Below are 23,012 nucleotides of genomic sequence, written 5' to 3'. Positions count from 1 at the left end.
AGAACCAGCGAAAGGCATCGTCCATGGCCACCCCCCCGACGCCTCCAACCAATGAGGTCAACCCGTTGGAACGGGACGAGGAGATCCTCGAGCTTGAGCCAAAGTCGCCCCAGGCAACTCAGAAGGTTACCCTGGACCTGGATGACGCACCGTTTCTTGACGACATTGAAGAAGAAGCGCCCTCCGAAGAGGAGGCCCGGCCGGAAGCACCGGAGACTGAAAATGTCGAGGACGAGCGGAAGTCCGGAAAGTCGTACCGCCTGGCTCTGATCATTGGCGGGGTCGTCGTGGCGCTTTTGCTGGCCGGTCTGGCTTTCTGGCTTACACGTCCGCCGCCTCCCCCGGAACCGGCACTTTCAGAACCGGAACCGCTCCAACAGCCCCAACCCGCGCCCGAACCAAAGCCTGAGGAGTACACCGTCGACCTCAAGCCGTTCTGGGTCGCCTATACCCAGGGTGAGGAGGTCGCGTTTCTTTCCTTGCGTCTGACCCTGACCATGGAAGGTTCGACAAGGTATGTGGAAGTCCAGCGCAAGGAGATCATTCTTCGGGATGCGATTTATTACTTTTTAAACAACCGCCCGATTCCCGAAATCAAGCGCGAGGACGCCGCCGACGCGCTGAAGGCGGACCTGATGTCGGTCATGAACCAGCACCTGAGCAGCCCACTGAACGATATCCTGATCAAGGAGTATCTGGTGCGCTAAATGGTCCAACAGGTTCAGCTTCCCGTGCTCCTTTCCCTGCTGCCCAAGGTAGGAAAGATGATCCAGGCCGAGCAGGATCGACCGGCCATGCAGCAGGCCTTGGCCGGAAGCCTGATGCAGGAGGCTTTGAAAAAAGAGCGGGAGCGAATCGCGGAAGTAAAGAAGACCGAGGAGTCCTTTCAGGTCCGTCCGGAAGACGAACAGGACCGGGGGCGCGGTGGTCGTCAGCCCCGCCGGGATCAACGGCGCCAAGCGGAGCCGGAAGATGAACCCCTTGGCCACAAGGACCCCTGGTCCGGCCAGATCGTAAACCTCAAAATTTGAATATGGGCACTTCGGGCGGCGTCTGAAACGCCGTTCACTCACGGTCTAGGGACCATGCATACATCATACTGGATCATACTCGTCTTGAGCCTGCTGGAAGTCGCCCTTCTGGCAGGGGTGATCACGTTCTTTTTTCGCCTGCGTCGTTCCGAACAGCTCTTGGCCAAACTGCAAAAAAGTCAGAATGAATTTCTGGGGAAGATCGAAAAAAGCGTGGATCTGGAGCAGCAGTTCCTGAACAATTTCGCCGAGCGACAAACCGAACTGCTGCATCTGGAAACGCAGCTAGCTGAACGGGAAAAACAGCTCCGCAACCTGCTCCAGCAGGCCGAAAGTCTCGCCCAGTCCCCTCAATTTCTGCGCCAAGTCATCCTCTCGGGACACCGCAAGGGCCGCTCCATCAAGTCTCTGGCCCAATCCACGGGCTTGAGCACCGATGAAGTCGAACTTATTCTGGAACAGGGCGGATCGTCGTGAGGCGCTGGGGCGGTCCAACCTCCCCGTTCCACGCGACTCCTGAACGGGTAGAACGCTTTCGCGCCGACAATCGTGTCGACGAGCGGATATCCGGTACATTTCTGGGTTGGGACGGTCCCGGCATCGGCTGGGTGGACTTTCAGGGGACCAAGCTACTGGCCAGGATGGCCTCGCGTCCCGAAGTCGGCTCGCGCCTCCATTTTTTGGTCAAACAGCTCTTCCCGGATATCATCCTGCAAGAGCTGTCGTCCTCCGACCTGCCTGGAACCTTTCCCCTGCTGCAACGCCTCTGGACCGAGCAGAGCCGTCTGGACGCCTCGCTGGCCTCTCTCTGGTCGTCCGTTATGTCGGACAACAATCTCGAACAGGGGCCGATTGTAAATTTGGAGCTGGACCCGACACAAGGCTGGGTTCATTGCCTGGCCGGTCCCTTGGCCGCGTGGCGAAAACTCCTGGACCAACACACCGAAGCGCGCCAAAATCTCCAACGTCTGTACACGGCCCTGGAGCCGATCAACGCGGAACTGGCCGCCAGAGGAATCGGACGCTTCTTCGCCCTGCCCTGGCTGTCCCACCGGGTCCGCGGAGCCGGGCTGCTCCTCGGAGGAGCTCCGGGCCGTGCCGGGCAAACGACCTCAGGGCCACCCGGCCCTCAAGCCGTATTCACCTGCACCCATCCGCTTTTGGGGCAAATGGAGATGCATTTCGTTCTGTCGGGCTCCCATTTGGGTTGGACCCTGCACCTGGACCTGGAAGCCCTCCCGTCCCAAACCATCGCCTCCGTCTCGGACTGGCTCCAGCGAGCCTTCCCCCGCCCCCTGTCCGGGGCGTTGTCCTTTCTGGGCGTCAAGCCTCTACCCGCGGGCAGGCACTCAGGACTCCTTTCGCGCTTATTGCTCGCATCGACTCCGGGACGCCCCCGGCTGCACATCAAAGTATGACCCACGCCACATCACCGACATATCCTCCCTTGCCCATAACCCCGGAGCAACCCTGGCTGGCCCCGCTGGCCGGTTTTTCAGACCTTCCCTTTCGCCTGCTTTGCCGGGAGCAGGGGTGCGCCGCGGCCTGTACGGAAATGGTCAGCGCCAAGGGCCTGATCTTCAACAACACCGCCACGCAGCGCATCCTGACCTCCAATTCCGAAGACAGCCCGCTGGTGGTCCAGGTCTACGGCCCGGACGCCCAGACCTTGGGCCGGGCCATGGACCTCCTACTGGAGCGGGGCGCCCATTACTTCGACCTCAACGCCGGCTGTTCCGTGCCCAAGGTGACCAAGACCGGCAGCGGAGCCGCGCTGCTTCGCGAGCCTGAGACCTTGACCAGCATCGTCGCGACCATGGTCGCCAAGGCCGGAGAAGGTCGGGTGGGCGTGAAACTGCGACTGGGATGGCGACCAGGAGAGGACGTTCTGCCGGACCTGGCCAAGAGACTGGAAGATCTCGGCGTGGGTTGGCTGACCCTGCATCCACGCTGGGCCACTCAGGGCTTTTCCGGGCACGCGGATTGGGAACGGTTGGCCCGGCTGCGGAAACACATCACCGTGCCGATCATTGCCAGCGGCGACCTGTTCACGGCTGAGGACGCATACCGCTGTCTGGAGCAAACCGGGGTCAACGGGGTGATGTTCGCCCGCGGGGCATTGTGGGATCCGGCGATCTTCCGCAAATTTCTGTCCTTATGGCCTGACGGGCGGCCCTTTCACGCCCCCCCTGTCTACAGCCTGGGCATCGTCCGCCGACACATGGAGCTGGCCAGGGCGCACCTGGACGACCGCCGCGCCCTGCTGGCCATGCGCACCATCGCCCCGCGCTATCTGCGCCAGTTCTCCGGGGCCAAGTCCCTTCGCACCCAACTGACCCAAATCGAATCCTGGACCCAGCTTGAAGCCTTGCTCGACGAACTCACCGTCGTGCTCAGCAAAACCGATATTCCCCACGAGGATGCGTCATGAACATTATCCTGGCCCAAACCGCCGGCTTTTGCATGGGCGTGGACATGGCCCTGCGCAAACTGGACTCCCTGCTTCACGGCCCGGACCAAAAATCCGAGGTCTGCACCCTCGGGCCCATCATCCACAATCCCCAGGTTCTCCAGGAATACGCGGCACGGGGCGTGGCTCAAATCAACGACCCACAAGCCCTGAACACGGGTCAGACCGTGGTCGTCCGAGCCCATGGCATTCCCCGAAACATCGAGGCCGCGCTGCAAGCCAGAGGCGTACGCCTGATCGACGCCACATGCCCCAAAGTCAAGAAGGCCCAGGTGCTCATCGCCAAACAAGCGGCCCAAGGTCGGCTGCTGATTCTTCTGGGCGAGGCGGACCACCCGGAAGTGCGCGGCCTGCTCAGCTATGCCGCCAGCGGAGCCTGTGTCGTGGACTCGGAGGAAGGACTTGAAGAACTGCTCCAGGACCGGCTCGGCCCTTGTTTTCTCGCGGCCCAAACCACCCAGGATCAGGAACTGTACGTCCGAATGGCCGACCTGCTGCGCCGAAGGCTCGACCCGGACATTCCGGTCCTGGACACCATTTGCGCGGCAACCATGAATCGCCAGGAAGAAGCCCGTGTCATCGCCGAACAAGTCCAGGCCATGGTCGTGGTCGGCGGACGCGAGAGCGGCAATACCCGGCGACTGGTCCAGGTGGTCGAACAGGCCGGCATCCCTTGTCATCACGTGGAAATCGCGGACGAGCTGCCCCTTGACCAGCTTCGGGGTCTGAACTCCATCGGTATCACCGCCGGCGCCTCCACGCCCAAAAACGTAATCCAGGCGGTTGTCCAACGCGTGGAAACCATGTAACGCTTAAATCCTCCATGATTGATCCAACCTTTAGAGGGAGAACACCGTGAGCCAGACCAATATTCTCTTGGAAGCCGGAACCAACGAACTCGAAGTCGTGGAGTTCACCCTGTTGGAGCAGCCCCCCGGCCAGACAGAGGCCTACCATGGGCACTACGCGGTGAACGTGGCCAAAGTGTTGGAAATCATTCGCATGCCCAAGGTCACCGAAATGCCGCAGTTGTCCGACCCTTCGGTGCTGGGCGCGTTCAATCTTCGCTCCTCCATCATTCCGCTGGTGGATCTCAGCGTCTGGCTCGGCAAGACCAAGGCCCCCCCAGCTGAGGGCGAAGAGGAAGGAAAGGTCATCGTCACCGAGTTTAACGGCGTGGTCACGGCGTTCCTGGTTTCCGGGGTCAACCGCATCCATCGGATCAACTGGGAAGAGGTCATGTCGCCGGGGGCGTACTTGGCCAGCTTCAGTTCAGACTGCATCACCGGCGTGATCAACCTGGAAGGCCGGATTGTCTTTGTGCTGGACCTGGAAAAAATCGTGGCCGACCTGAATCCCTCCATGGCCTTGCGCCTGGACCTGGACTTTGAGGCCCACCAGGGAAAAGCCTTGAAAGCCATGATCGCCGACGACTCGTCACTGATCCGGAACATGCTCCGGGATCTGCTGGAAAAAGCCGGCTTCACCGTGGAAACGGCCTTTCACGGCCAGGAACTCTGGGACCGCCTCCAGAAGCTGAACCATGCCGCCAAGGAACAGGGGCAACAGCTGACCGATCATGTTCAGATCGTGATCACGGACATCGAAATGCCCACCATGGACGGCCTGACACTGTGTAGAAAAATCAAGGACGACCCGGACCTGGGGCGATTGCCGGTCATTCTGTTCTCATCGCTGATCACGGACAAGCTGCGGCACAAGGGCGAAGCCGTGGGGGCGGACGACCAAATCTCCAAGCCCGAAGTCACGCAACTCGCCCGCCGGGCCCGGGACTTGATCGAGTCTCGATTGCAGGAAAAAGCGTAACACTACAGCGAAACTTTGCAGAAGCGTAACTACTCAGCACATCCTGAGTTGAGCCCATTTCCGACGCTGGATTCCCGCCTTCGCGGGAATGACGTGTTTTTCCATGCCGCCTCCCAATCAGTCATACCCGCGAAGGCGGGTATCCAGTCCGCTTTCGCACGGATGAGCTGAGTAGTTACGATTCAGAATGTTCTGTCCAAGACCAGATGTGAACAGTACCCGGTGACCGAAGCGAGGTAGAAAGGCAGGACCGAGGCGAAAGAGCGCTCGTAGAAGACCATGGGCAGGATAATGATCGGCAGGGGAACCAGGAGCATGGCCCACCAACTGTGGGTCCAGCCTCGATGATGCCCCACTGCCGGGAGCAGGGCGCAGAACCCCAGCACCGCGGCCAGCCGAAACCGCCCCTGGATCATCAGCACGAGATAGACCAACAACAAGGCCCCGTAGAACAGCACCCGGCCCTTGGAGTCCGTGTCCACATCCGGGAACAGGGCGCTGAGCAACGCAATCAAGGCCAAAAAAAGCAGGGTTTGCTGATCCGGCTGGTACACGCCCAGCCAGAGCACCATTATCAGCACCAAACCAAAAAAAAGCGCACCTCCGAACAGGTGCGCCTTGAAACCGGGCATTTTCTTGCTCCCGCTTAAAACATATCTTTTTCCGACTCCTGAATCGTCTTGTCGATGGTCCGACGCAGCTTTTCAGGCAGGCCCATGATCTCCACGTTCAGAAAGCCGCGGACAATGGTGGATGTGGCTTCGTCCTCGTCCAGGCCCCGAGCCATCAGATATTCGATTTCTTCCTGGGCGATCTTGCCCACCGCCGCTTCGTGGGACAGCTCCACTCCGGAAACCGTGCCTTCCAGTTCCGGAATCGCGTGGATGATCCCGTTGCCCAGGATCAATCCCTTGCATTCCAGATGTCCCTTGGCCGGAACGTGGCTGCCGATGATGTGCCCCCGGGCTATGATCTTGCCTCCGGTGGTGATGGTCCGGGAAATGATTTCCCCACGGGTTTCCGGGGCGTTAAGGTATATCCGATTGCCCGTGTCCACCAGCGAGCCGGTGGGGGCGACGATCACCGAGTTGAACCGGGCCACGGCCCTGGGGCCGTTCAGATAGATGGACGGATAGGACTGCACGGATTCCACGGGCTTGAGCAGGACGTAATTGCTTTGAAACTCCCCATCTTCCTCCACCACGCCCACGGTGCGCGGTCGGACCATGACCTTCTCGCCCCAGTTGTGAATCATGGTAAAGGTCAGCTTGCCGCCTTTTTTCACGTAAAACTCGGAGATACCCAGATGCAGCGCCGACTGTCGGTCGTGGGCCGTGGCGCAGCCGGTGATCACGTGCAGCTCCGCTCCCTCTTCCACGACGATGATGTTGTGGACGTTCTGGGCCACGGCTTCGCCCTTGATGAACAGACAGGACTGAACCGGTTCCGCGATCTTCATCCCGGCCTTGGCCCGCATGAAGTAGCCGCCTTGCAACTGCTCACGGGCGGCCATCCGCGTGAATTCGTCCTGCTCCGGTTTCACGGCATTCCAGAAATACTCCGGCAAACCGTCGTATCGTCGCAGCGCCTCGGTGATGTCCAGAATTTCCACGTTGGGATCGCAGGTGTCGCAGTGTATGCTTTTATCATCCACCTGGAGATACGAACCGCCTCGGCCAGCCATATCCAGGTCCACGCCGGACATGAGCAGACGCTCCTTATCCTCCGGAGTCAGTGAGCGGATGTCCGCGATTCCCGCGCCCTTGCCGGAAAACGCGAACCTGGAGACGTCGGCCAGGGGAGTATTTTGAGCGGTGCCCTGGGGCTTGCCGGCTAATTCAGACATCGTACGCACTCCTTGTAGCCGAATTTCCCGATATGTTCCAAAATCACGCGCGGGTTGGCCTGGCAACACAAAACGCCTTTATGAAGCACCTGACCCCGGTCCGCGTGAATGTAGTCCAAAATGTATCCGGTATGGGTGATGATCAGCCCCGAGGTCTCCCGTTTGGCTCGCAGGTCCTTCATGCTCTGGTCCGGCTTGGGTTCCTGGGAGCCGTTCAGCAGTTCCCGCACCGTGTTCCCGATCAAGGCCATGTTTTCCAGGTCCACCCCGGATTCCGGCTCGTCGAAAAGCAGCAGGGAGGGCTTCTGGGCCATCAGTTGCAGCAACTCGGAACGCTTGATCTCACCTCCGGAAAACCCGGCATTGATATCCCGCTCCAGAAACTGGTCGAAATTGACCCTGCGGGCCAAGGCTTCCACGTCCACCTCCCGGTCGCGGTGATGGGCGCACATGCTCACGAGGTGGCGCGTCTTCAGGCCGTGAATCGTCGGCGGACGCTGAAAGGACATGCCGAGGCCCAGCCTGGCCCGTTCATAAATCGGGGCATGGGTGATGTCGTGCCCCCGGAAGGTGATTTTCCCGCCCGTGACCGTATAGTTCGCGAAGCCCATCAACGTCATCAGCAACGAGGTCTTGCCCGAACCGTTAGGTCCGAACAGGATGAACGTCTCACCTTCCTTGATTTCCAGGCTGACGCCCTTGAGCACTTCCTGGCCGTCAATGGAAACCCGAAGATCCTCAATCAACAACATAAGCTTTTCCTCTCCTGCAAGTAGGTGACAACCGCCAAACATCGTATGCCCATCCCCCACCCAAGTCCAGTTGCCCCGGCAATCGAAACGCTGGACGAGAAAAATGCCGAAAGCAAACAGGTCTGAAAAAAAATCTTGCCAACGAAGAGGGTTTCACATAAAGAAAAACGTGGGCGGTTAACTCAGTGGTTAGAGTGCCATCTTCACACGGTGGAAGTCCGGGGTTCAAATCCCCGACCGCCCACCACTGAGAATACAAAGGGAAACAGCAAAGCCCTCCGAAGTAATCTTCGGAGGGCTTTTTCTTTTCATTCCGCCAAAAACAAGCGGTCCGCCCGAGGCTTTCAGCCATACGGACCGCTTTCTCGTCACTCACATACACAGGGCTACGTCGGAGTACATTCTTCCGGAGCCTGGGCGCGCATATCGGCGATGATCGTATTCAGTTCCACGGCCATGCCCGCCATCTGGGAAACGCTCTGGGCGGATTGGTTCATCACCTCACTGGTTTCCGAGGCGATCCTGTTAATCTCGTCCACCCCGCGATTTATCTCCTCGCTGGTGGCGGACTGCTGTTCCGCCGCCGTGGCAATGGACCGGACCTGGTCCGCGGCCTGTTCGGCCAAGCCCAGGATCTCCTGGAGAGACCGCCCGGAGAGGTTGGCCTTGGAGGTGGCATGCTCGATGGCTCCCACGGCCTGATCCATGCTCGTGATGCTGTCCCGTGTACCCAGCTGAATGGCGGAAATGGCGTCGCCCACTTCCTTGGTGGCGTTCATGGTCTTCTCGGCCAGCTTGCGCACCTCGTCGGCCACCACGGCGAACCCGCGTCCCGCGTCCCCAGCCCGGGCCGCCTCGATGGCCGCGTTCAAGGCCAACAAATTGGTCTGGTCCGCAATATCCTCGATCACGTTCATGATCCGCCCGATCTGTTCGGCCTGCTGGCCGAGTTGGCCCAAACTGGACCGCACTTCCGAGGACTGGGACTGCACCTTGGTAATGGCCGCCACGGACTCGTCTACAATCTTCGCCCCCTCCATGGCCTTAACCCTGGCCTGATCCGACGCCTCGGCGGCGCTGGAGGCATTTCTGGCCACCTCCAGGACCGTGGCGTTCATTTCCTCCATGGCCGTGGCTGTTTCCGCGGTCCGGGAGCGTTGCTCCTCCGCGCCTCCGCGGGCCTCCTCCACTTGAGCGGCCAGCTCCGCGGCCGCCGCGGCCAAAGACTTGGACACCCCGGTGGCCTTGCCGGCCGCGGAGGAAATGATCTCGTTCTGTTCGCAGAGTTTGGCTTCGGAGGCTCGGATGTCGGACAAGTCAGTATAAATGCAGAGAGCGCCCATCAGCTGACCTTCGATATCAAACAGCGGCGCGGCGTCGATATGGATGTTCCGCTTACCGCCTTTGCGTCCGATAAACTCCACTTCCTTGCTGATCGTGCGGTTCTCCTTCATGGCTATGCCCAACACGGTCTGCCGCTTCTCCCCGTAAAAAAACATGGACACGTCCTGCCCGTAGTAATCCTCGGGCTTGCCTTCGTGCTCCAGCATCCTGATCAGTCCCTGGTTGCCGTAAATAAAGACCTCGTTGGTATCCGTGACCACGAAGGGCGTGACCATGCTGCGCATCACGCCTTTGGACAGGCTCAGTTCGTGCTTCAGGTGGGTCAGCGTGTCCCGCAGGCCTTCCTGGCTTTGCCCAAGCAGACCAGAGTCCGGAGCCTGCTCGAACAGTCGATGATAATCCCCCGCGACGATGGCCTCGGCGCAGGTCCGGTTGCTTTGCAGCACGGCGGCCAACCCGGAAAGAAATCCCCACATCAGTAGCGCGAGCACCATGCATCCCGCGATCACCACGCTCAGGATCGTCCAGGTTGAAGCTTGGGCCAGATGCAGGCCCACGGCAATAACGGGAACGGCCAAAGCACTCCCGATCCCGGCCAGACGAAATCCTTCCACGGATCGAACGGCATGCAGCATGCTCTCAGCTCCTTTCTTCATGGTGAAAAACAGACTCCGGGGTCTCGTCTTCGACGGCGACCTGTATCAGGTCGTCGCGCCTTAGAAAAGCAGTATTGAAGAAAACGAACAAAAATCACACCTCCCCGGCAAAAGCAATCCCCATAGCGAAATTAAGCTTGCCTCTTGAGCTTGCCCTTCAAGCTTTCCCGGTATCGCGCTTCTTTCCCCTTGAGTGTTCGGCCACCCGCTGGTATTGCCAACGACGACCACGGGCGGCGGCGACGGCCCGACGGAACCACCCAAGGAAAACACATGCGCGCGAAAAAAAAGGAACCGGGCTTTGACGCCAAGCTGGCCGAGCTTCAAGGCATCGTGGCTCGCCTGGAAAACGAGGACCTGCCGCTGGAAGCCGGGGTCGCCCTGTTCAAGGAAGGCGTCGTGCTGGCCAGGAACTGCCGCAAGCAGTTGGAGTCGGCCAGAAATGAAGTCATGGTCCTGTCCCAAGGTCTTTTGGAGCCTTTTGAACAGGAAGATTCCGCCGCCGACCCGCAATCCGCCGTATCGGAGAACGATGATGAAAGCATACCTTTCTGAACTGGGACGCGAGGTCGATCGCTATCTAGCCACGTGCCTCAAGCGCCCCGGCGTCCCGGATCCGCTTCTTCAGGCCATGGAATACAGCCTGCTGGCCGGAGGCAAGCGACTGCGCCCGGTTTTGTGTCTGGTTTGGGCGGAAATGGTCGGCGAACCCCGGGCTCATGTCCTACCCGCGGCCGCGGCCCTGGAGTGCATCCATACTTATTCGTTGATCCATGACGATCTTCCGGCCATGGATGACGACGATCTGCGCCGGGGCAAGCCTTCCAACCACAAGCGCTTCGGGGAAGCCCTGGCCATTCTGGCCGGAGACGCCTTGCTCACCGAGGCTTTCGGCCTGCTCTTCTCCTGCGCCGTCCCGGCCGAGCGGATGCTCGCCGCCGGACGGGAGCTGGCCCGGGCCGCCGGAGCCGCCGGGATGGTCGGGGGGCAGGTGCTGGACATGCAATGGACCGGGGGCACGGCGACGGAGAAGGACCTCTCCCGCATGCAGGAACTCAAGACCGGAGCCATGATCCGCGCTTCCTGCGTCTGCGGGGCGCTTCTGGGCGGAGCCACGGAGGTGGATTTGGCCCGGGCCGCGGACTATGGGACGCACATCGGCCGAGCCTTTCAGATCACGGACGACATTCTGGACGTCATCGGCGATCAAGCCGTCCTGGGCAAGCCCGTGGGCAGCGACCAGGACCTGGGCAAGGTCACCTACCCCGCCCTGATCGGACTGGAAGCCAGCCGTGATCTGGCCCGCTCGCATACGGACCAAGCCCTCGCCGCTCTGGACGTGTTTTCGGACGCGCCGGACATCTCTGACCTCACGCGCCGCCACGCCTGGTTCCTACGGGAACTGGCCGAGTATATCCTGACCCGGGCGACCTGACCCGAAGGACCTGACCCGAAAGACCTGACCAGTCGCATTGCCGTTTGCCGATTCGCTCTTGACCGCGTATCTTTTTCGTTCCACCACAGACCATCTTACGACAAACCACCCCATGTCCAGCCATTCCAACGCCACGTTCATGCCCAGGGAGGCAGCTCCATTGCAACAGCCCGTCGATGAAACCAGCGCAGGCCCGCGCGACGTGACTCCGCAAGCGCCGATCCAGGCCCGCAAACGAACCGAGAGTCCTGACGGGCATGCCCTGTTTTCCGCCATCAATCACCCCAAAGACATTAACGAACTGAACATCGCCCAGTTGGAAGCCGTGGCCCGGGAGGTCCGCCGGACGATCATCTCCACGGTTTCCGCCAACGGCGGGCATCTGGCTCCGTCCCTGGGCGTGACCGACCTGACCCTGGCCCTGCTCAAGGTGTTCAACCCGGAACATGACCGGCTGGTCTGGGATGTGGGCCACCAAGCCTATGCCTACAAAATCTTGACCGGCCGCCGTGAAAATTTTCATACCCTGCGCACCATGGGCGGGATCAGCGGTTTCCCACGCATGGCCGAAAGTCCCTTCGACCATTTCGGCGTTGGGCACTCCAGCACCTCCATCTCCGCGGCCCTGGGCATGGCCATTGCCCGCGACCTGGCCGGCGAGGACCATACCGTGGCCGCCATCATCGGCGACGGTTCCATGACCGCCGGTTTGGCCTATGAGGGCCTGAACCAGGCCGGAGACCTGGGAGTGAACCTGACCGTAGTGCTCAACGACAACGAGATGTCCATCTCCCGCAACGTCGGGGCCTTGTCCTCCTTCCTCAGCCGCAAGCTCTCCAAGCGCTGGGTGCAGCGCTTCAAACAGCAGATGGAAACCTGGATGCGCCAAGTCCCCCGATTCGGAGACGACCTGGCCAACTACGCCCGGCTCAGCGAATCCTCCTTCAAGGGGTTCTTCACGCCGGGAATGATATTTGAAGCCTTCAAATTCAACTACATCGGCCCGATCAACGGGCACAGCATGCCGGACATGGTGGACATTTTCCAACAAGTCCGGGAGCTGGAAGGCCCGGTCCTGGTCCACGTGCTGACCACCAAGGGCAAGGGCTACGCCCCGGCGGAAAACAATCCCACCTATTTTCACGGCGTGGGCTGCTTTGTTCCGGAAACCGGCGAAGCCAAGAAGATTTCCGCCTGCCTGCCGCCCTACACGGAAATCTTTGGGCGGACCCTGGTGGACCTGGCCGCGAAAAACGACAAGATCGTGGCCATCACCGCGGCCATGCCCGAAGGCACTGGGTTGAACTATTTCGCGGACGCCTACCCGGACCGCTTCTTCGATGTGGGCATCTGCGAACAGCACGCCGTGACCATGGCCGCCGGACTGGCCTCCCAGGGATACAGGCCGGTGGTGGCGGTCTATTCCACTTTTCTCCAACGCTCCTACGACCAGGTGGTTCACGACGTCTGCCTCCAGAACCTCCCGGTAACCCTCTGCCTGGACCGGGCCGGACTGGTGGGTGAGGACGGAGCGACTCACCACGGCACGTTTGATATTTCCTTTCTGCGCCACATCCCCAACCTGCTGTTCATGGCCCCCAAGGATGAAGCGGAACTGCAACGCATGCTGATCACAGCCTTGAAACACCCCGGTCCGGCGGCCATTCGCTACCCACGGGGCGTGGGCGTGGGCGCGCCGTCTCAGGACGACCCGTCACCGCTGCCCCTGGCCCTGGGCGAAACCCTGCGAGACGGAGGGGATGCGGTGGTCGTGGCCCTGGGCAGCCGGGTGCATCCCGCCCTGGAAGCCGCCGAGGAATTGGCCAAAGAAGCGGGTCGCGAGGTCGCCGTGTTCAATGCCCGGTTCATCAAGCCGCTGCCCAAAACCCAATTGCTGGAGCTGGCCCGAACACATTCCCGAATACTGGTCGTGGAGGAAAACGTCGTGGCCGGAGGATTCGGATCCGCCGTGCTGGAGCTGTTCGCGGCCCAAGGCGTGCTCTGCGGCCAAAGCATTCGCCTGCTGGGCATCCCGGACGTCTTCGTGGAACACGGTCCGCAGCGAATGCTGCGCAAGCAACTCGGTCTGGACAAAACCGGGATCAAGGATGCGTTGACCGAGCTCTTTGCAGCCGCACCTCTGAGTCAAAAGGAAAGCTGACTCGACGGAGCGCATGTCCAAATTTCTTATCCTGATCACCGTCTTTCTCATCGTCACCGGCTTGTTCCGGCCGCTGCTCCGAAAACTCCGACTGGGCAGGCTTCCCGGCGATTTTCTGATTCAGCGAGGCAATTTTCGGCTCTACCTGCCCGTGACCAGTTCCATCATGATCGGCCTGGGCCTGACCGTTCTGATTTGGCTGTTTCGTCACTGACCGATCCCCGGCTCCACGCCGCGTCCTCGCCCCAATTCCTAACAGGAGCACTCCGATGACCACGCAAGACCTTCGGGACCTGTTCGTCCAACCCTCCGTCCAGCCGGATTCCCCGACAACCCTCGCCATGCCCGACCTAACCCGCGGCACCGGTCGCCACCTGCCCCCGTGTATTATCGTCGTGTTCGGCGCATCCGGCGACCTGGCCATGCGCAAACTTTTTCCCGCCTTGTACCACCTCCACGGCGGAGGCCATCTTCCGGATCATTTCGCCATTATTGGGTGCAGCCGGACCGAGTTCGACGATCCAGGATTTCGAGAGCAGGTCCGAGAATCCTTGCCGTCTCCGGACAACGGCGACCAGGACCACCGCGACGCCTTTTTGCGATCCGTCTGCTATCAGCAACTGCAATACGACAATCCGGACGACTACATGGCCCTGAGTCGCCGTCTCGAATCAGTTAGTGCGTTCTTCGGCACCCAGGGCAATACGCTTTTCTACCTGGCCGTTCCTCCACAGCTCTACCCGGAGATAACCACCCGGCTCGGCCAGTGCGGCTTGGCCCAGGAAAAGGACAGGACCCATGAATGGTCCAGGGTCGTCCTGGAAAAACCCTTTGGTCACGACCTGGAATCGGCAAAAACGCTCAACGACGTGCTGCACCGACACTTCGACGAACACCAGATCTTTCGCATCGATCATTACCTGGCCAAGGAAACCGTGCAAAACGTGCTGATGTTCCGCTTTGCCAACACCATCTTCGAGCCGCTCTGGAACCGCAATTACATCGAATACGTTGGCATCACCGCGGCGGAAACCCTGGGCGTGGAGAAACGGGCCGGATACTACGAGCAGGCCGGGGTGCTCCGGGACATGTTTCAGAACCACATGATGCAACTACTTTCCATGGTGGCCATGGAACCGCCGGCCCGGTTCCAGGACGAGCCGGTGCGCGACGACAAGACCAAGGTCTTTCGCTCGCTGCGGCCTTTTGAACTCCAGGGCAAGTTCAGCGATCTGGTTCTGGGGCAGTACGCGGCGGGCCGAATCAACGGCAAGGACGTACCCGGTTACCGAAGCGAAGAGAAGGTCGCCCCGGACTCCCTCACCCCCACATACGCCTTGCTGCGCTCCTACATCGACAACTGGCGCTGGCAGGGCGTGCCGTTCTACATCTGCTCCGGCAAGCGCCTGGCCAAAAAATTGAGCCGGATCATCATCCAGTTCAAGGACGTTCCCCACGCCATGTTCCGGCACGTTCTCGGCGAACGGATCTCCTCCAACCGCCTGATCCTGGGCATCCAGCCGGACGAGGTGATCAACCTCACCTTCCAGGCCAAAATTCCAGGAATGAACAACGTCTTGCGCACCGTGACCATGAACTTCGATTACAACCAGGAAAGCAAGACGGCCATCAAGGACGCCTATGAAAAAGTGCTCATGGACTGCCTTTTGGGCGACCAGATGCTGTTCTGGCGTCAGGACGCGGTCCGGCTCTGCTGGGCCTACCTCACCCCGATCCTGGAACTGTGCGAATCCTGCGGAGATCGGGCCAAGCACCTCAACTTCTATCCCGCCGGAAGCTGGGGGCCGGAAGCCGCCACCACGCTGTACCCTGATTATCTCAAAGACCATGCATGACAAATCGAAATCGAAAAATACAACTGTCACCTCCATTCATTGGATTTAGCCAGCTCAAGACCGATTCCGATCACAATTTCGATTTCGATCGCCATGAGGTGCCGAGCCGATCCACATCCATGAGGCAATCCCGCCCTGTGGCCGCGCCGACGGAGCGATCTTTGACAATCCCCCCATATGGCCCTAATCCGCATCTGCATCGCAACCATTTGGGAGTCATTCATGAAAACTGCATTGATAGGATTTGCCGGGGCGGGCAAGAGCGAACTGTTCGCGGCCCTGGCCGGAGCGGCGGCCGTGCCCTCCGGGCGGGCCATGGTCAAGGTTCCTGAACCGCGCCTGACGCCCCTGGCCGAACTGTATAAACCGCCCAAGATCACCTTCACGGAAATCGAACTGCTGGACCTGCCCGGAGCGGCCGGGGCCAAGGGTGGGGGCCTGGGGGACCGGGTGCTCAACGAAGTCCGACCCTACGACTGTCTGCTCGCGCTCCTGGATGGATTTTCCGGAGCGGCCGAGCCTATGGACCAGCTTCAGGCCATGGAGGCGGACTTTTTGATCGCCGATCTGGCCGTGGTGGAAAAGCGCCTGGAACGCATCGCCCAGGACAAGAAAAAAACCAAGCTTCTCCACGATCCGGAAGAGGAAGCGGCCCTGCTGCAGGCCAAGGAACACCTGGACCGAGAACGCCCCTTGCGGGAAAACGAGACATTGCTGGCCCTGCCCAAACTGCGCGGCTTCCGCTTTTTGTCGGCCAAACCCGTGCTCTGGGCCTGGAACGTCGGTGAAGACAAGCTGGCCGACGTCACGGTGCCCGAAGCAGGTCCCGGCGCGGTGCATATCGCCGTTTCCGCCCGCCTGGAGCGGGAACTGGCCGAACTGCAGGACGACGAGGAACGCAACGCCTTCATGCAAGACCTGGGCATGAAACGCTCGGCCCTGGACCTGGTGGTAGGGGGAGTATACAACCTGCTCGGCTTGATCACCTTTCTGACCGCCGGAGAGAAGGAAGTCCGGGCCTGGCCCTTGCGGGCCGGTCAGCCGGCCCAGGAAGCCGCCGGGGTGATCCACTCGGACATCCAACGCGGTTTTATCCGGGCCGAAGTGCTGGGCTGGGAGGACTTCCTGGCCTGCAAGACCTTCAAGACCGCCAAGGAACGCGGCCTGTTGCGCCTGGAGGGCAAGGAATACGTCGTCCGGGATGGGGACATCATCGAATTCCGGTTTAACGTGTAATACCAATTCTACTTCGGTAATGCGTTATTCGTTTGAGTTTATGCAGTTATCGGGGTCGGCGTCGGAATCGGGGTCGAATTGGGATAACTGGCGAAAAAACAGTATCGATCCCGATACCGAACGAGAAGCTCTGAATTAGAAATGGTCTAAGCCGATTGCCGGGATCAAATGCACCAGGAATCGCCTTCCGTGCCTCCCTCCCACGATCCCGCGGTTGCCCTGCTTCGGCAGCGGCTGGCCGTGGTCCTGTTTCGCCCCAAGTTCGCCGAAAACGTGGGCTCCACGGCCCGGGCCTGCCTGAACATGGGCTGTAAGCGGATTCTTTTGGTGGCCCCTCGGGACTACGTGCCGGAGCGGGCCAAGCCGCTGGCCACGGTCCACGCTGAGCCGCTCCTGGATCAAAACCAGACATTCGCGGACCTTCCTTCGGCCTTGGCACCGTTCACCCAGGTCTACGGCACCACGGCTCGCCTGGGCGGCCGGCGCGCGACCCTGCTCTCTCCTGCCCAGGCCGCCCGCCAGATCGTCGACCAAATGCTGGCAGGTCATGACGTGGCCCTGCTCTTCGGACCGGAAGACCGCGGCCTGACCAACGCCGAGATCGACCGCTGCACCCACCTGATCTCCATTCCCACGGCCACGCCCAGCGTTTCCTTGAACTTGGCCCAGGCCGTTCTGCTGATCCTTTACGAATGCCTCCAAGCCGCCCGAGGCGCACCGTCGCCGACCCCCAAACCCCTCCAAGCCGACTTCGTGGACCACGCCGAACAGGAAGCATTATTCGCGGCCCTAGGGCATCTGCTGACGACGATCGACTTCCTCCCCAAGACGAACCCGGATTATGGGATGCTCAGGCTGCGCCGACTCTGGCATCGTCTGGGAATGCGACGGAGCGAGTACGCTTTGCTGATGGGAATCTGCCGCCAGATGCAGTGGGCCTTGGGAAACAAAAAGAGAGATGAGTAAAGACGGAGGGAGAGAGAGAACTCGCGGAGCAGCGTCAGAGAACCCGGCGTACGGCGATCAGGCGTTGTTGCCAGTATCTGTCGAACAGGCTTTCCTCGCGGACCCGCTGGCCCGGCCTCGGACTGTGGATAAAGGTTCCCCGTCCGGTGGCAATGCCCACGTGGTATGCCCCCCGACCGCCGATCCGGAAAAAGATCAAATCTCCGCCCTGAAGCTGATTATAAGGGACCACGCTCCCCGCCCGGGACTGGTCCCGCGCCGTGCGAGGAAGCTTCACTCCATGCTTGCCGTAGACCCAGACCACAAGCCCGGAACAATCAAATCCGACACGGGGAGAAGTCCCACCCCGGGAGTAAGGCCGACCAGTTTTGCTCAAAGCGGTCTGAACGATGGATTCCGCCGCACTGCCGGGAATAGCGGGTCGCGGCGGAGGATGCCTGGCTCCGCAACCAGCCAGAATGGCCAGGAAGACGAACGGCAACAACAAGACGGCAATTTTGGAAATACTCGTCCTGATATTCAGGCGGACCAAGAGAGCAAAAAAGCCCGACGTCACGGAAGCGTTCTTGGAAATGGCGGGATTCCTCATAAGTTGGGGCGTTCTCTACGACATTTCCCAATTCAAGGCAAACCCGCGAGAGCCGACTTGAGTTTGCCGTGTTCGTCTCCTATCTTCCCATTCGCTGACCGAAAATGCTTCGGCCTTGCCAAACACAGCCAAACATCGCGCCACCATGGAACACTGCAGAACAAATCCCTCCTGGAGCAGAAAAACGCTGCTCCGATACTCCTTGTTCCAGGTTCCGGGCATCATCCTGGTCGGGATCGTTTTGTGGGTGCTGCACGCGTTCCTGGGCGTCTCCGCAAGGATTGCCTGGGCGCTCCTGCTGCTCTGGCTGGCCAAGGACGCCCTGATGTTCTTTTTCGTCTGGCCGGCCTACCAGGGGAGTGAAGGCGACGGCTGGTATTCCCTGATCGGACTGCGGGGCGAAGTTCGTCGTCCGCTGCGGCCCGATGGCTACATCCGCATCCGCGGCGTGCTCTGGAAGGCCAGGGCCGAGGACGAAGCCGCGAATGTTCTTCCTGGAACACAGGTCGACGTGGTGGGCCGGGACGGCATCCAACTGATTGTCCGTCCCAGACCGTGAACCTTCCTCGCCGATCATGCCACGACTACTACGGCTTGCACCATTCGACTTCCCGCGCGTCCGCGAAAGCCAGCACCTGCTCTTCACGTAGAAAATAGCAGTATTCCACCGGCACGTAAGCCTGTCGCTCCTCATCCTTGAGGCTCATCCGCACCAGACCGACGAATCCCGCCATATTTACTTCCTGGACCGAGGCCACGCCTTCTGAAGGAGGCTGGACCACGATATTGCGAAGAACCCGATCTCCGGAATAGGTGTCCGCGATATGTTCGATGACAATGTCACGAAACGCCATTGGGAACGGACCAGGGTCCGCATGTTCAGGGGCAGCGGCCAGGGAAACGTGTCGCGGTCCGGATTGCGATCCGGGCTGTGATTCGGGTTTTGTTCCGGGGGCGCAGGCCAAAAGCCCCGCAAGCAGGATGCACAGGAGTACGGAGACGGATACGGAGAAGCGAAAAGCGAACATGGGAACCTCCGGAAGCGATACGGTTAAGGGAGACGGGGAGACACGGCGTAGATGGCGGCTACTCTCGAACGCCTCGGCATACTGCCCCATACGGGGCATCTCCGGCAAGAGCAATCGTCCCCCAACGAAAAAAGGCGCATACAGCGCCTTTTCTCGATCCTGACCAGTGTTTACACCGTCAGGTTAGCATTCAATCAAGGTGCCTATCGACGACCGCGGTCGCGATCACCGCGCCCCCGGTCATCCCGGCCACGGCCGCTGTCCCGGCGCGGACCGCCTGAGGGCCGGGCCGCGGAGGCCATGTCGAAGACTTCACCGCGCTCTTCCATGATCACGGCTTTGCGGGACATACGGACCCGACCAGACGGCTCCACCTCGATCACCTTGACCTTCAGTTCCTGACCAAGCTGAACCACGTCCGCCACCTGTTCCACCCGGGCCGTATCCAATTGGGAAACGTGGACCAGGCCTTCCACTCCGGGCAGGATTTCCACCACCGCGCCGAACTCGATGATCTTCTTGACCCGACCGATGTAGTCCTTGCCGATTTCCGGGACCTGATTGTAGAACGTGACCATTTCCACGGCCATGTCCAGGGCATCCTTGGTCGGGGCGAAGATGGATATCTTTCCGGAATCGTCAATATCCACGGAAGCGCCCGTGGCCGCGGTGATGGCCTTCACGGTCTTGCCGCCGGGCCCGATGACTTCGCGGATTTTCTCAGGGTTGATGTGCACCACGCTGAGCTGCGGGGCGTAGGGTGAAAGCTCCGTCCGGGGCTTATCCAGCACGGCGTTCATTTCCTTGAGAATGTGCAGCCGGGCGTCACGGGCCTGATCCAAGGCCCTGCTGAGCACGTCCGTGGGGATACCGGCGATCTTGATGTCCATCTGGATCGCCGTGATGCCCTCGACGGTCCCGGCAACCTTGAAGTCCATGTCTCCGAGATGGTCCTCGGCTCCGAGGATATCCGTCAGAACCAGGTAATCATCGCCTTCCTTGATCAGCCCCATGGCGATCCCGGCCACGGGTTCCGAAATGGGCACGCCGGCGTCCATCAAGGCCAAGGACGCGCCGCAGACCGTGGCCATGGACGACGAGCCGTTGCTCTCCATGACCTCGGAAACGATGCGCAGGGTGAACGGGTAATCCTCTGGCTGGGGAAGGACCGGGGTCAGGGCGCGCTCAGCCAGTTGGCCGTGGCCGATCTCCCGGCGGCTGGGGCCGCGCAGCATCCGGGCCTCGCCAACGCAATAGGGCGGGAAATTGTAATGCAGCATGAACCGCTTGGTGCTCCCCCCGGCCAGTGTGTCCAGGCGCTGCTCGTCACGGGTGCTGCCCATGGTGGCCACGGCCAGGGCCTTGGTCTCGCCGCGGGTGAACAGAGCCGAGCCGTGGGTTCTGGGCAGCAGACCGACCTGGATGTCAATGGGCCGCACCGTGGTCAGGTCCCGACCGTCCAGGCGTACGTGCTCGCGATGAATCCGGGCGCGCATCACCTCTTTCTCCAGGGCTTCCATGATCTCGTCCACCTGGGAGCCCACGGCCTGGATGTCCACGCCTTTTTCCACCAGGGCCTGAACCACTTCCCGGTGCACGGCCTTCTGGGCCTCCTTGCGTTCGGCCTTCACCGGAATCTGCAACGCGACTTCCAGTTTGCCCTGAGCCAAATCGCGAACCGTGGCTGACAGGTCCGGATCAATGATGGTCAGTTTGGGTGCGATCTTGGGCTTGCCCACCTTTTCCCGCATCTCGTCCTGCAGATCCAGCAGGGGAATGGCCTGCTGCTGGCCCCACTCCAGGGCCTTGGCGATAAGGGATTCCGGAACAAAGCTCGCTCCGGCCTCCACCATGACCACGGCGTCGCGTGAGGCGGCCATGACCAGGTTCAAGGTGCTTTCCGTCAAATCCTTGAAGCTGGGATTCAGCACGAACTCGCCGTTGATGCAGCCGACCCTGATTCCGGCAATGGGTCCCAGGAAGGGAATCCGGGAAATGTGCAGGGCCGCGGAAGCGCCGGTGAGCGCCAGGACGTCCGGGTCGTTGTCCGGGTCCGCCGACAAAACCGTGGCGATGACCTGGATTTCCATGGGAAATTTTTTCGGGAACATGGGCCGGATGGGCCGGTCGATGACACGGGAAACCAAGGTCTCCCGGTCGCTGGGACGGCCGATCTCCCGCCGGAAAAAGTTTCCGGGAATCTGGCCCGCGGCATACGACATTTCCTGATAGTTCACGGTCAGGGGCAGGAACGAAACTTCCCGGTCCAGGGCCTGGGCCACGGCCGTGACCAGCACGACGGTGTCGCCGCACTGCACCCAGACGGCGCCGTCGGCCTGATTGGCCATTCTCCCGGTTTCAATGATGAATTCCTTGCCGTTCAGGTTCGTCGACAGGCGTGTGCAGTTCATGAGATCATTCATAATGCGTAGACATATCCTTAGCTGAAAATAAGTGAACGGAGCCCCGGCTAGGCGATGGCCGCCGGGGCTCCAAAGGCATGCGCGAAAACTACTTGCGCAGTTTGAGTCGTTCGATCAGATCGCGGTAGCGCTGAACGTCTTTCTTCTTAAGATAGTTCAGCAGCCCCCGGCGCTTCCCGACCAGCTTCAGCAGCCCGGTCCGGGAATGAAAGTCCTTCTTGTGGGTCTTGAAATGTCCGGTCAATTCGTTGATGCGGTGGGTCAACAGAGCCACCTGCACCTCGGGCGAACCAGTGTCGCCCTCTTTCAACCGGTACTCCTCGATCACTTTGGCTTTATCTTCGATACTCATGACCACAGCGGATTCCTCCTTGTTTGTTCCCTTCGGGGAATGATTCGGGTCCCGGAAAGCGACAAGCGTTCGACTCCGGGTCCTGGGGCTAAAACAAGCCGCGCAGGATGGTCCATTGCAACACGCCTTCCGCTTCGCGCGACTCGACCAAGGCCAGGGGTTGTTCCCGGTCATCCAGAAACAGGGCCCGCGCACCCGGAGCCGGAGGCGCATCGTCCCGCGGGCCATTGCCGGAAAAATTCCAGGGCAATCTCCCGCCATGGCGGACAATCCGGGACTGTTCCGGAGAAAGAATGTGTTGTGGGAAATGCGGCAAGGCATCCCGCAACGCGATCACTTTCCCCGAAAACGCCTCGGATTCCTCCAGCACGGCAGCAAGGCCGTGGGCTTGGTCAAGGGCGAAGGGATGGCTGCGCTCCCGGATCAACTCTTCCAGCACGGCCCCGCAATGCAGGCGTTTCCCCAGGCTGTGGACCAGGGAACGTATATAGGTGCCGGCGGAACATTCCACCCGGAAGCGCACCAGGGGGAGCTCCATGAAAAGGACCTCCGCCTGAAAAATTTGGATCGGTTTTCGTTTCACCGGGACGTCTCGCCCGGATCGACTCAAAGCATACAAGGGCTTGCCCTGATGCTTCGCCGCGGAATAGGGCGGCACTTCCTGCTCGGTGAGCTGCCCCCACTCCAGAACGGCGGTGCGGACACTCTGGGCGTCCGCCTCTATGAGATCAGTCGTGCTCAAAACCTTTCCCAAAACATCGTAGGTATCGGTTTCAACGCCCAAACGCAACACGCCCTGGTACTGCTTACGGCCCTCCGTCAGATAGGAAGCGATTTTCGTGGCCTGGCCCAGAAGAACCAGCAAGACGCCCTGGGCCAACGGATCCAGAGTCCCGGCATGGCCGATCTTGCGCTGCCCCAGGGTGCGCTTGATCCGTTCTAGGCACTGGGTGGAAGAAGGGCCAGAGGGCTTGTCCAGGACCAGCACACCGTGGGCTTGGGCTGGTTTTCGCGTCGGGGTCTCGGAATCCATTCGTTGG

At 60.7% G+C, this 23,012-nt stretch carries 24 protein-coding genes and 1 tRNA gene; 16 read left to right on the top strand and 9 right to left on the bottom strand.

Annotation, left to right across the window (positions count from 1 at the left end):
* The first annotated feature begins 23 nt into the window (after nt 1-23).
* From GY33_RS0104550 to GY33_RS0104520, 7 genes are read left to right on the top strand one after another with little or no spacing between them, the layout of a single operon-like run.
* A complete protein-coding gene (locus tag GY33_RS0104550; RefSeq protein ID WP_031386204.1) occupies nt 24-707 on the top strand; it encodes a flagellar basal body-associated FliL family protein in 684 nt (227 codons plus the stop codon).
* Nucleotides 708-1,031 (top strand): hypothetical protein, encoded by a 324-nt coding sequence (locus GY33_RS18970; RefSeq protein ID WP_035271260.1) that lies wholly within the window; start codon nt 708-710, stop codon nt 1,029-1,031.
* Nucleotides 1,032-1,085: 54 nt separating this feature from the next.
* Nucleotides 1,086-1,508 (top strand): hypothetical protein, encoded by a 423-nt coding sequence (locus GY33_RS0104540; protein WP_031386203.1) that lies wholly within the window; start codon nt 1,086-1,088, stop codon nt 1,506-1,508.
* Complete coding sequence (locus tag GY33_RS0104535) at nt 1,505-2,449, top strand: hypothetical protein (protein ID WP_031386202.1); 945 nt, start codon at nt 1,505-1,507, stop codon at nt 2,447-2,449. The genes GY33_RS0104540 and GY33_RS0104535 overlap by 4 nt, the downstream gene beginning before the upstream one ends.
* The gene (locus GY33_RS0104530) at nt 2,446-3,462 is read left to right on the top strand and encodes a tRNA dihydrouridine synthase (protein ID WP_031386201.1); all 1,017 of its coding nucleotides are present in this window, start codon (nt 2,446-2,448) and stop codon (nt 3,460-3,462) included. Before GY33_RS0104535 ends, GY33_RS0104530 begins: the two co-directional genes overlap by 4 nt.
* Nucleotides 3,459-4,310, top strand: a complete 852-nt coding sequence (gene ispH / locus GY33_RS0104525; protein ID WP_031386200.1) for a 4-hydroxy-3-methylbut-2-enyl diphosphate reductase — start codon at nt 3,459-3,461, stop codon at nt 4,308-4,310. Before GY33_RS0104530 ends, ispH begins: the two co-directional genes overlap by 4 nt.
* Nucleotides 4,311-4,356: 46 nt before the next feature.
* Nucleotides 4,357-5,328 (top strand): chemotaxis protein, encoded by a 972-nt coding sequence (locus tag GY33_RS0104520; RefSeq protein ID WP_031386199.1) that lies wholly within the window; start codon nt 4,357-4,359, stop codon nt 5,326-5,328.
* 182 nt (nt 5,329-5,510) lie between these two features.
* Here the strand turns inward: GY33_RS0104520 and GY33_RS0104515 are convergent, their stop codons facing one another.
* From GY33_RS0104515 to GY33_RS0104505, 3 genes are read right to left on the bottom strand one after another with little or no spacing between them, the layout of a single operon-like run.
* Nucleotides 5,511-5,960, bottom strand: a complete 450-nt coding sequence (locus GY33_RS0104515) for a metal-dependent hydrolase (RefSeq protein WP_031386198.1) — start codon at nt 5,958-5,960, stop codon at nt 5,511-5,513.
* Nucleotides 5,961-5,974: 14 nt separating this feature from the next.
* Nucleotides 5,975-7,174 carry a SufB/SufD family protein gene (locus GY33_RS0104510; RefSeq protein ID WP_051822285.1) on the bottom strand — a complete coding sequence of 400 codons (1,200 nt, stop codon included), beginning with the start codon at nt 7,172-7,174 and terminating at the stop codon, nt 5,975-5,977.
* Complete coding sequence (locus tag GY33_RS0104505) at nt 7,162-7,926, bottom strand: ABC transporter ATP-binding protein (protein ID WP_031386196.1); 765 nt, start codon at nt 7,924-7,926, stop codon at nt 7,162-7,164. The genes GY33_RS0104510 and GY33_RS0104505 overlap by 13 nt, the downstream gene beginning before the upstream one ends.
* A 171-nt stretch (nt 7,927-8,097) precedes the next feature.
* Between GY33_RS0104505 and GY33_RS0104500 the strand changes: the two genes are divergently transcribed.
* A tRNA-Val gene (locus GY33_RS0104500) sits at nt 8,098-8,173 on the top strand.
* Between the two features lie 139 nt (nt 8,174-8,312).
* Here GY33_RS0104500 and GY33_RS0104495 read toward each other — a convergent pair.
* Nucleotides 8,313-9,905, bottom strand: a complete 1,593-nt coding sequence (locus GY33_RS0104495) for a methyl-accepting chemotaxis protein (protein WP_051822284.1) — start codon at nt 9,903-9,905, stop codon at nt 8,313-8,315.
* Nucleotides 9,906-10,199: 294 nt separating this feature from the next.
* Here GY33_RS0104495 and xseB point away from each other — a divergent pair, with 294 nt between their 5' ends.
* The 7 genes from xseB to GY33_RS0104460 all read left to right on the top strand — a co-directional run bounded on the left by xseB (nt 10,200) and on the right by GY33_RS0104460 (nt 17,580).
* Entirely contained in the window at nt 10,200-10,481 is a 282-nt protein-coding gene (xseB, locus tag GY33_RS18965; RefSeq protein ID WP_035271259.1) for an exodeoxyribonuclease VII small subunit, read from the top strand.
* Nucleotides 10,459-11,361, top strand: coding sequence for a polyprenyl synthetase family protein (locus GY33_RS0104485; protein ID WP_035271258.1), 903 nt, complete (start codon nt 10,459-10,461; stop codon nt 11,359-11,361). Before xseB ends, GY33_RS0104485 begins: the two co-directional genes overlap by 23 nt.
* A 112-nt stretch (nt 11,362-11,473) precedes the next feature.
* Complete coding sequence (gene dxs, locus GY33_RS0104480; protein WP_235185463.1) at nt 11,474-13,522, top strand: 1-deoxy-D-xylulose-5-phosphate synthase; 2,049 nt, start codon at nt 11,474-11,476, stop codon at nt 13,520-13,522.
* A 13-nt stretch (nt 13,523-13,535) separates the two neighbouring features.
* On the top strand, nt 13,536-13,736 hold the full coding sequence (locus GY33_RS0104475; protein WP_031386191.1) for a DUF2905 family protein: 201 nt from the start codon (nt 13,536-13,538) through the stop codon (nt 13,734-13,736).
* 55 nt (nt 13,737-13,791) lie between these two features.
* On the top strand, nt 13,792-15,378 hold the full coding sequence (gene zwf, locus GY33_RS0104470) for a glucose-6-phosphate dehydrogenase (protein WP_235185462.1): 1,587 nt from the start codon (nt 13,792-13,794) through the stop codon (nt 15,376-15,378).
* Nucleotides 15,379-15,600: 222 nt separating this feature from the next.
* Nucleotides 15,601-16,614: a DUF933 domain-containing protein gene (locus tag GY33_RS0104465; protein WP_031386189.1), complete on the top strand. Its 1,014-nt coding sequence runs from the start codon at nt 15,601-15,603 to the stop codon at nt 16,612-16,614.
* A 189-nt stretch (nt 16,615-16,803) separates the two neighbouring features.
* Nucleotides 16,804-17,580 carry an RNA methyltransferase gene (locus GY33_RS0104460; RefSeq protein ID WP_235185461.1) on the top strand — a complete coding sequence of 259 codons (777 nt, stop codon included), beginning with the start codon at nt 16,804-16,806 and terminating at the stop codon, nt 17,578-17,580.
* Between the two features lie 34 nt (nt 17,581-17,614).
* Here GY33_RS0104460 and GY33_RS0104455 read toward each other — a convergent pair whose 3' ends face one another.
* A complete protein-coding gene (locus tag GY33_RS0104455; protein WP_051822283.1) occupies nt 17,615-18,169 on the bottom strand; it encodes a C40 family peptidase in 555 nt (184 codons plus the stop codon).
* A 202-nt stretch (nt 18,170-18,371) separates the two neighbouring features.
* Between GY33_RS0104455 and GY33_RS0104450 the strand changes: the two genes are divergently transcribed.
* Nucleotides 18,372-18,728, top strand: a complete 357-nt coding sequence (locus GY33_RS0104450) for an NfeD family protein (RefSeq protein WP_031386186.1) — start codon at nt 18,372-18,374, stop codon at nt 18,726-18,728.
* A 28-nt stretch (nt 18,729-18,756) separates the two neighbouring features.
* Here the strand turns inward: GY33_RS0104450 and GY33_RS0104445 are convergent, their stop codons facing one another.
* The 4 genes from GY33_RS0104445 to truB form a co-directional block, all read right to left on the bottom strand.
* Nucleotides 18,757-19,197, bottom strand: a complete 441-nt coding sequence (locus GY33_RS0104445; RefSeq protein ID WP_031386185.1) for a hypothetical protein — start codon at nt 19,195-19,197, stop codon at nt 18,757-18,759.
* Between the two features lie 203 nt (nt 19,198-19,400).
* Nucleotides 19,401-21,620, bottom strand: coding sequence for a polyribonucleotide nucleotidyltransferase (pnp, locus tag GY33_RS0104440; protein ID WP_031386184.1), 2,220 nt, complete (start codon nt 21,618-21,620; stop codon nt 19,401-19,403).
* 88 nt (nt 21,621-21,708) lie between these two features.
* Nucleotides 21,709-21,978 carry a 30S ribosomal protein S15 gene (gene rpsO, locus GY33_RS0104435; protein ID WP_028572360.1) on the bottom strand — a complete coding sequence of 90 codons (270 nt, stop codon included), beginning with the start codon at nt 21,976-21,978 and terminating at the stop codon, nt 21,709-21,711.
* 82 nt (nt 21,979-22,060) lie between these two features.
* Nucleotides 22,061-23,005 carry a tRNA pseudouridine(55) synthase TruB gene (truB, locus tag GY33_RS0104430; protein WP_031386183.1) on the bottom strand — a complete coding sequence of 315 codons (945 nt, stop codon included), beginning with the start codon at nt 23,003-23,005 and terminating at the stop codon, nt 22,061-22,063.
* Between the last annotated feature and the right edge of the window lie 7 nt (nt 23,006-23,012).

The organism is Desulfonatronum thiodismutans (assembly GCF_000717475.1).
GTDB lineage: Bacteria > Desulfobacterota > Desulfovibrionia > Desulfovibrionales > Desulfonatronaceae > Desulfonatronum > Desulfonatronum thiodismutans.
The sequence above is the reverse complement of the archived record's forward strand: the minus strand, read 5'-3'. Positions and strand labels throughout refer to the sequence as shown.

Coding starts and splice junctions, on each gene's coding strand:
- GY33_RS0104550 (WP_031386204.1), top strand. CDS start 24: ATGGCCACCCCCCCGACGCCTCCAACCAATGAGGTCAACCCGTTGGAA.
- GY33_RS18970 (WP_035271260.1), top strand. CDS start 708: ATGGTCCAACAGGTTCAGCTTCCCGTGCTCCTTTCCCTGCTGCCCAAG.
- GY33_RS0104540 (WP_031386203.1), top strand. CDS start 1,086: ATGCATACATCATACTGGATCATACTCGTCTTGAGCCTGCTGGAAGTC.
- GY33_RS0104530 (WP_031386201.1), top strand. CDS start 2,446: ATGACCCACGCCACATCACCGACATATCCTCCCTTGCCCATAACCCCG.
- ispH (WP_031386200.1), top strand. CDS start 3,459: ATGAACATTATCCTGGCCCAAACCGCCGGCTTTTGCATGGGCGTGGAC.
- GY33_RS0104515 (WP_031386198.1), bottom strand. CDS start 5,960: ATGCCCGGTTTCAAGGCGCACCTGTTCGGAGGTGCGCTTTTTTTTGGT.
- GY33_RS0104510 (WP_051822285.1), bottom strand. CDS start 7,174: ATGTCTGAATTAGCCGGCAAGCCCCAGGGCACCGCTCAAAATACTCCC.
- GY33_RS0104505 (WP_031386196.1), bottom strand. CDS start 7,926: ATGTTGTTGATTGAGGATCTTCGGGTTTCCATTGACGGCCAGGAAGTG.
- GY33_RS0104495 (WP_051822284.1), bottom strand. CDS start 9,905: ATGCTGCATGCCGTTCGATCCGTGGAAGGATTTCGTCTGGCCGGGATC.
- xseB (WP_035271259.1), top strand. CDS start 10,200: ATGCGCGCGAAAAAAAAGGAACCGGGCTTTGACGCCAAGCTGGCCGAG.
- GY33_RS0104485 (WP_035271258.1), top strand. CDS start 10,459: ATGATGAAAGCATACCTTTCTGAACTGGGACGCGAGGTCGATCGCTAT.
- dxs (WP_235185463.1), top strand. CDS start 11,474: ATGTCCAGCCATTCCAACGCCACGTTCATGCCCAGGGAGGCAGCTCCA.
- GY33_RS0104475 (WP_031386191.1), top strand. CDS start 13,536: ATGTCCAAATTTCTTATCCTGATCACCGTCTTTCTCATCGTCACCGGC.
- zwf (WP_235185462.1), top strand. CDS start 13,792: ATGACCACGCAAGACCTTCGGGACCTGTTCGTCCAACCCTCCGTCCAG.
- GY33_RS0104465 (WP_031386189.1), top strand. CDS start 15,601: ATGAAAACTGCATTGATAGGATTTGCCGGGGCGGGCAAGAGCGAACTG.
- GY33_RS0104455 (WP_051822283.1), bottom strand. CDS start 18,169: ATGAGGAATCCCGCCATTTCCAAGAACGCTTCCGTGACGTCGGGCTTT.
- GY33_RS0104445 (WP_031386185.1), bottom strand. CDS start 19,197: ATGTTCGCTTTTCGCTTCTCCGTATCCGTCTCCGTACTCCTGTGCATC.
- pnp (WP_031386184.1), bottom strand. CDS start 21,620: ATGAATGATCTCATGAACTGCACACGCCTGTCGACGAACCTGAACGGC.
- truB (WP_031386183.1), bottom strand. CDS start 23,005: ATGGATTCCGAGACCCCGACGCGAAAACCAGCCCAAGCCCACGGTGTG.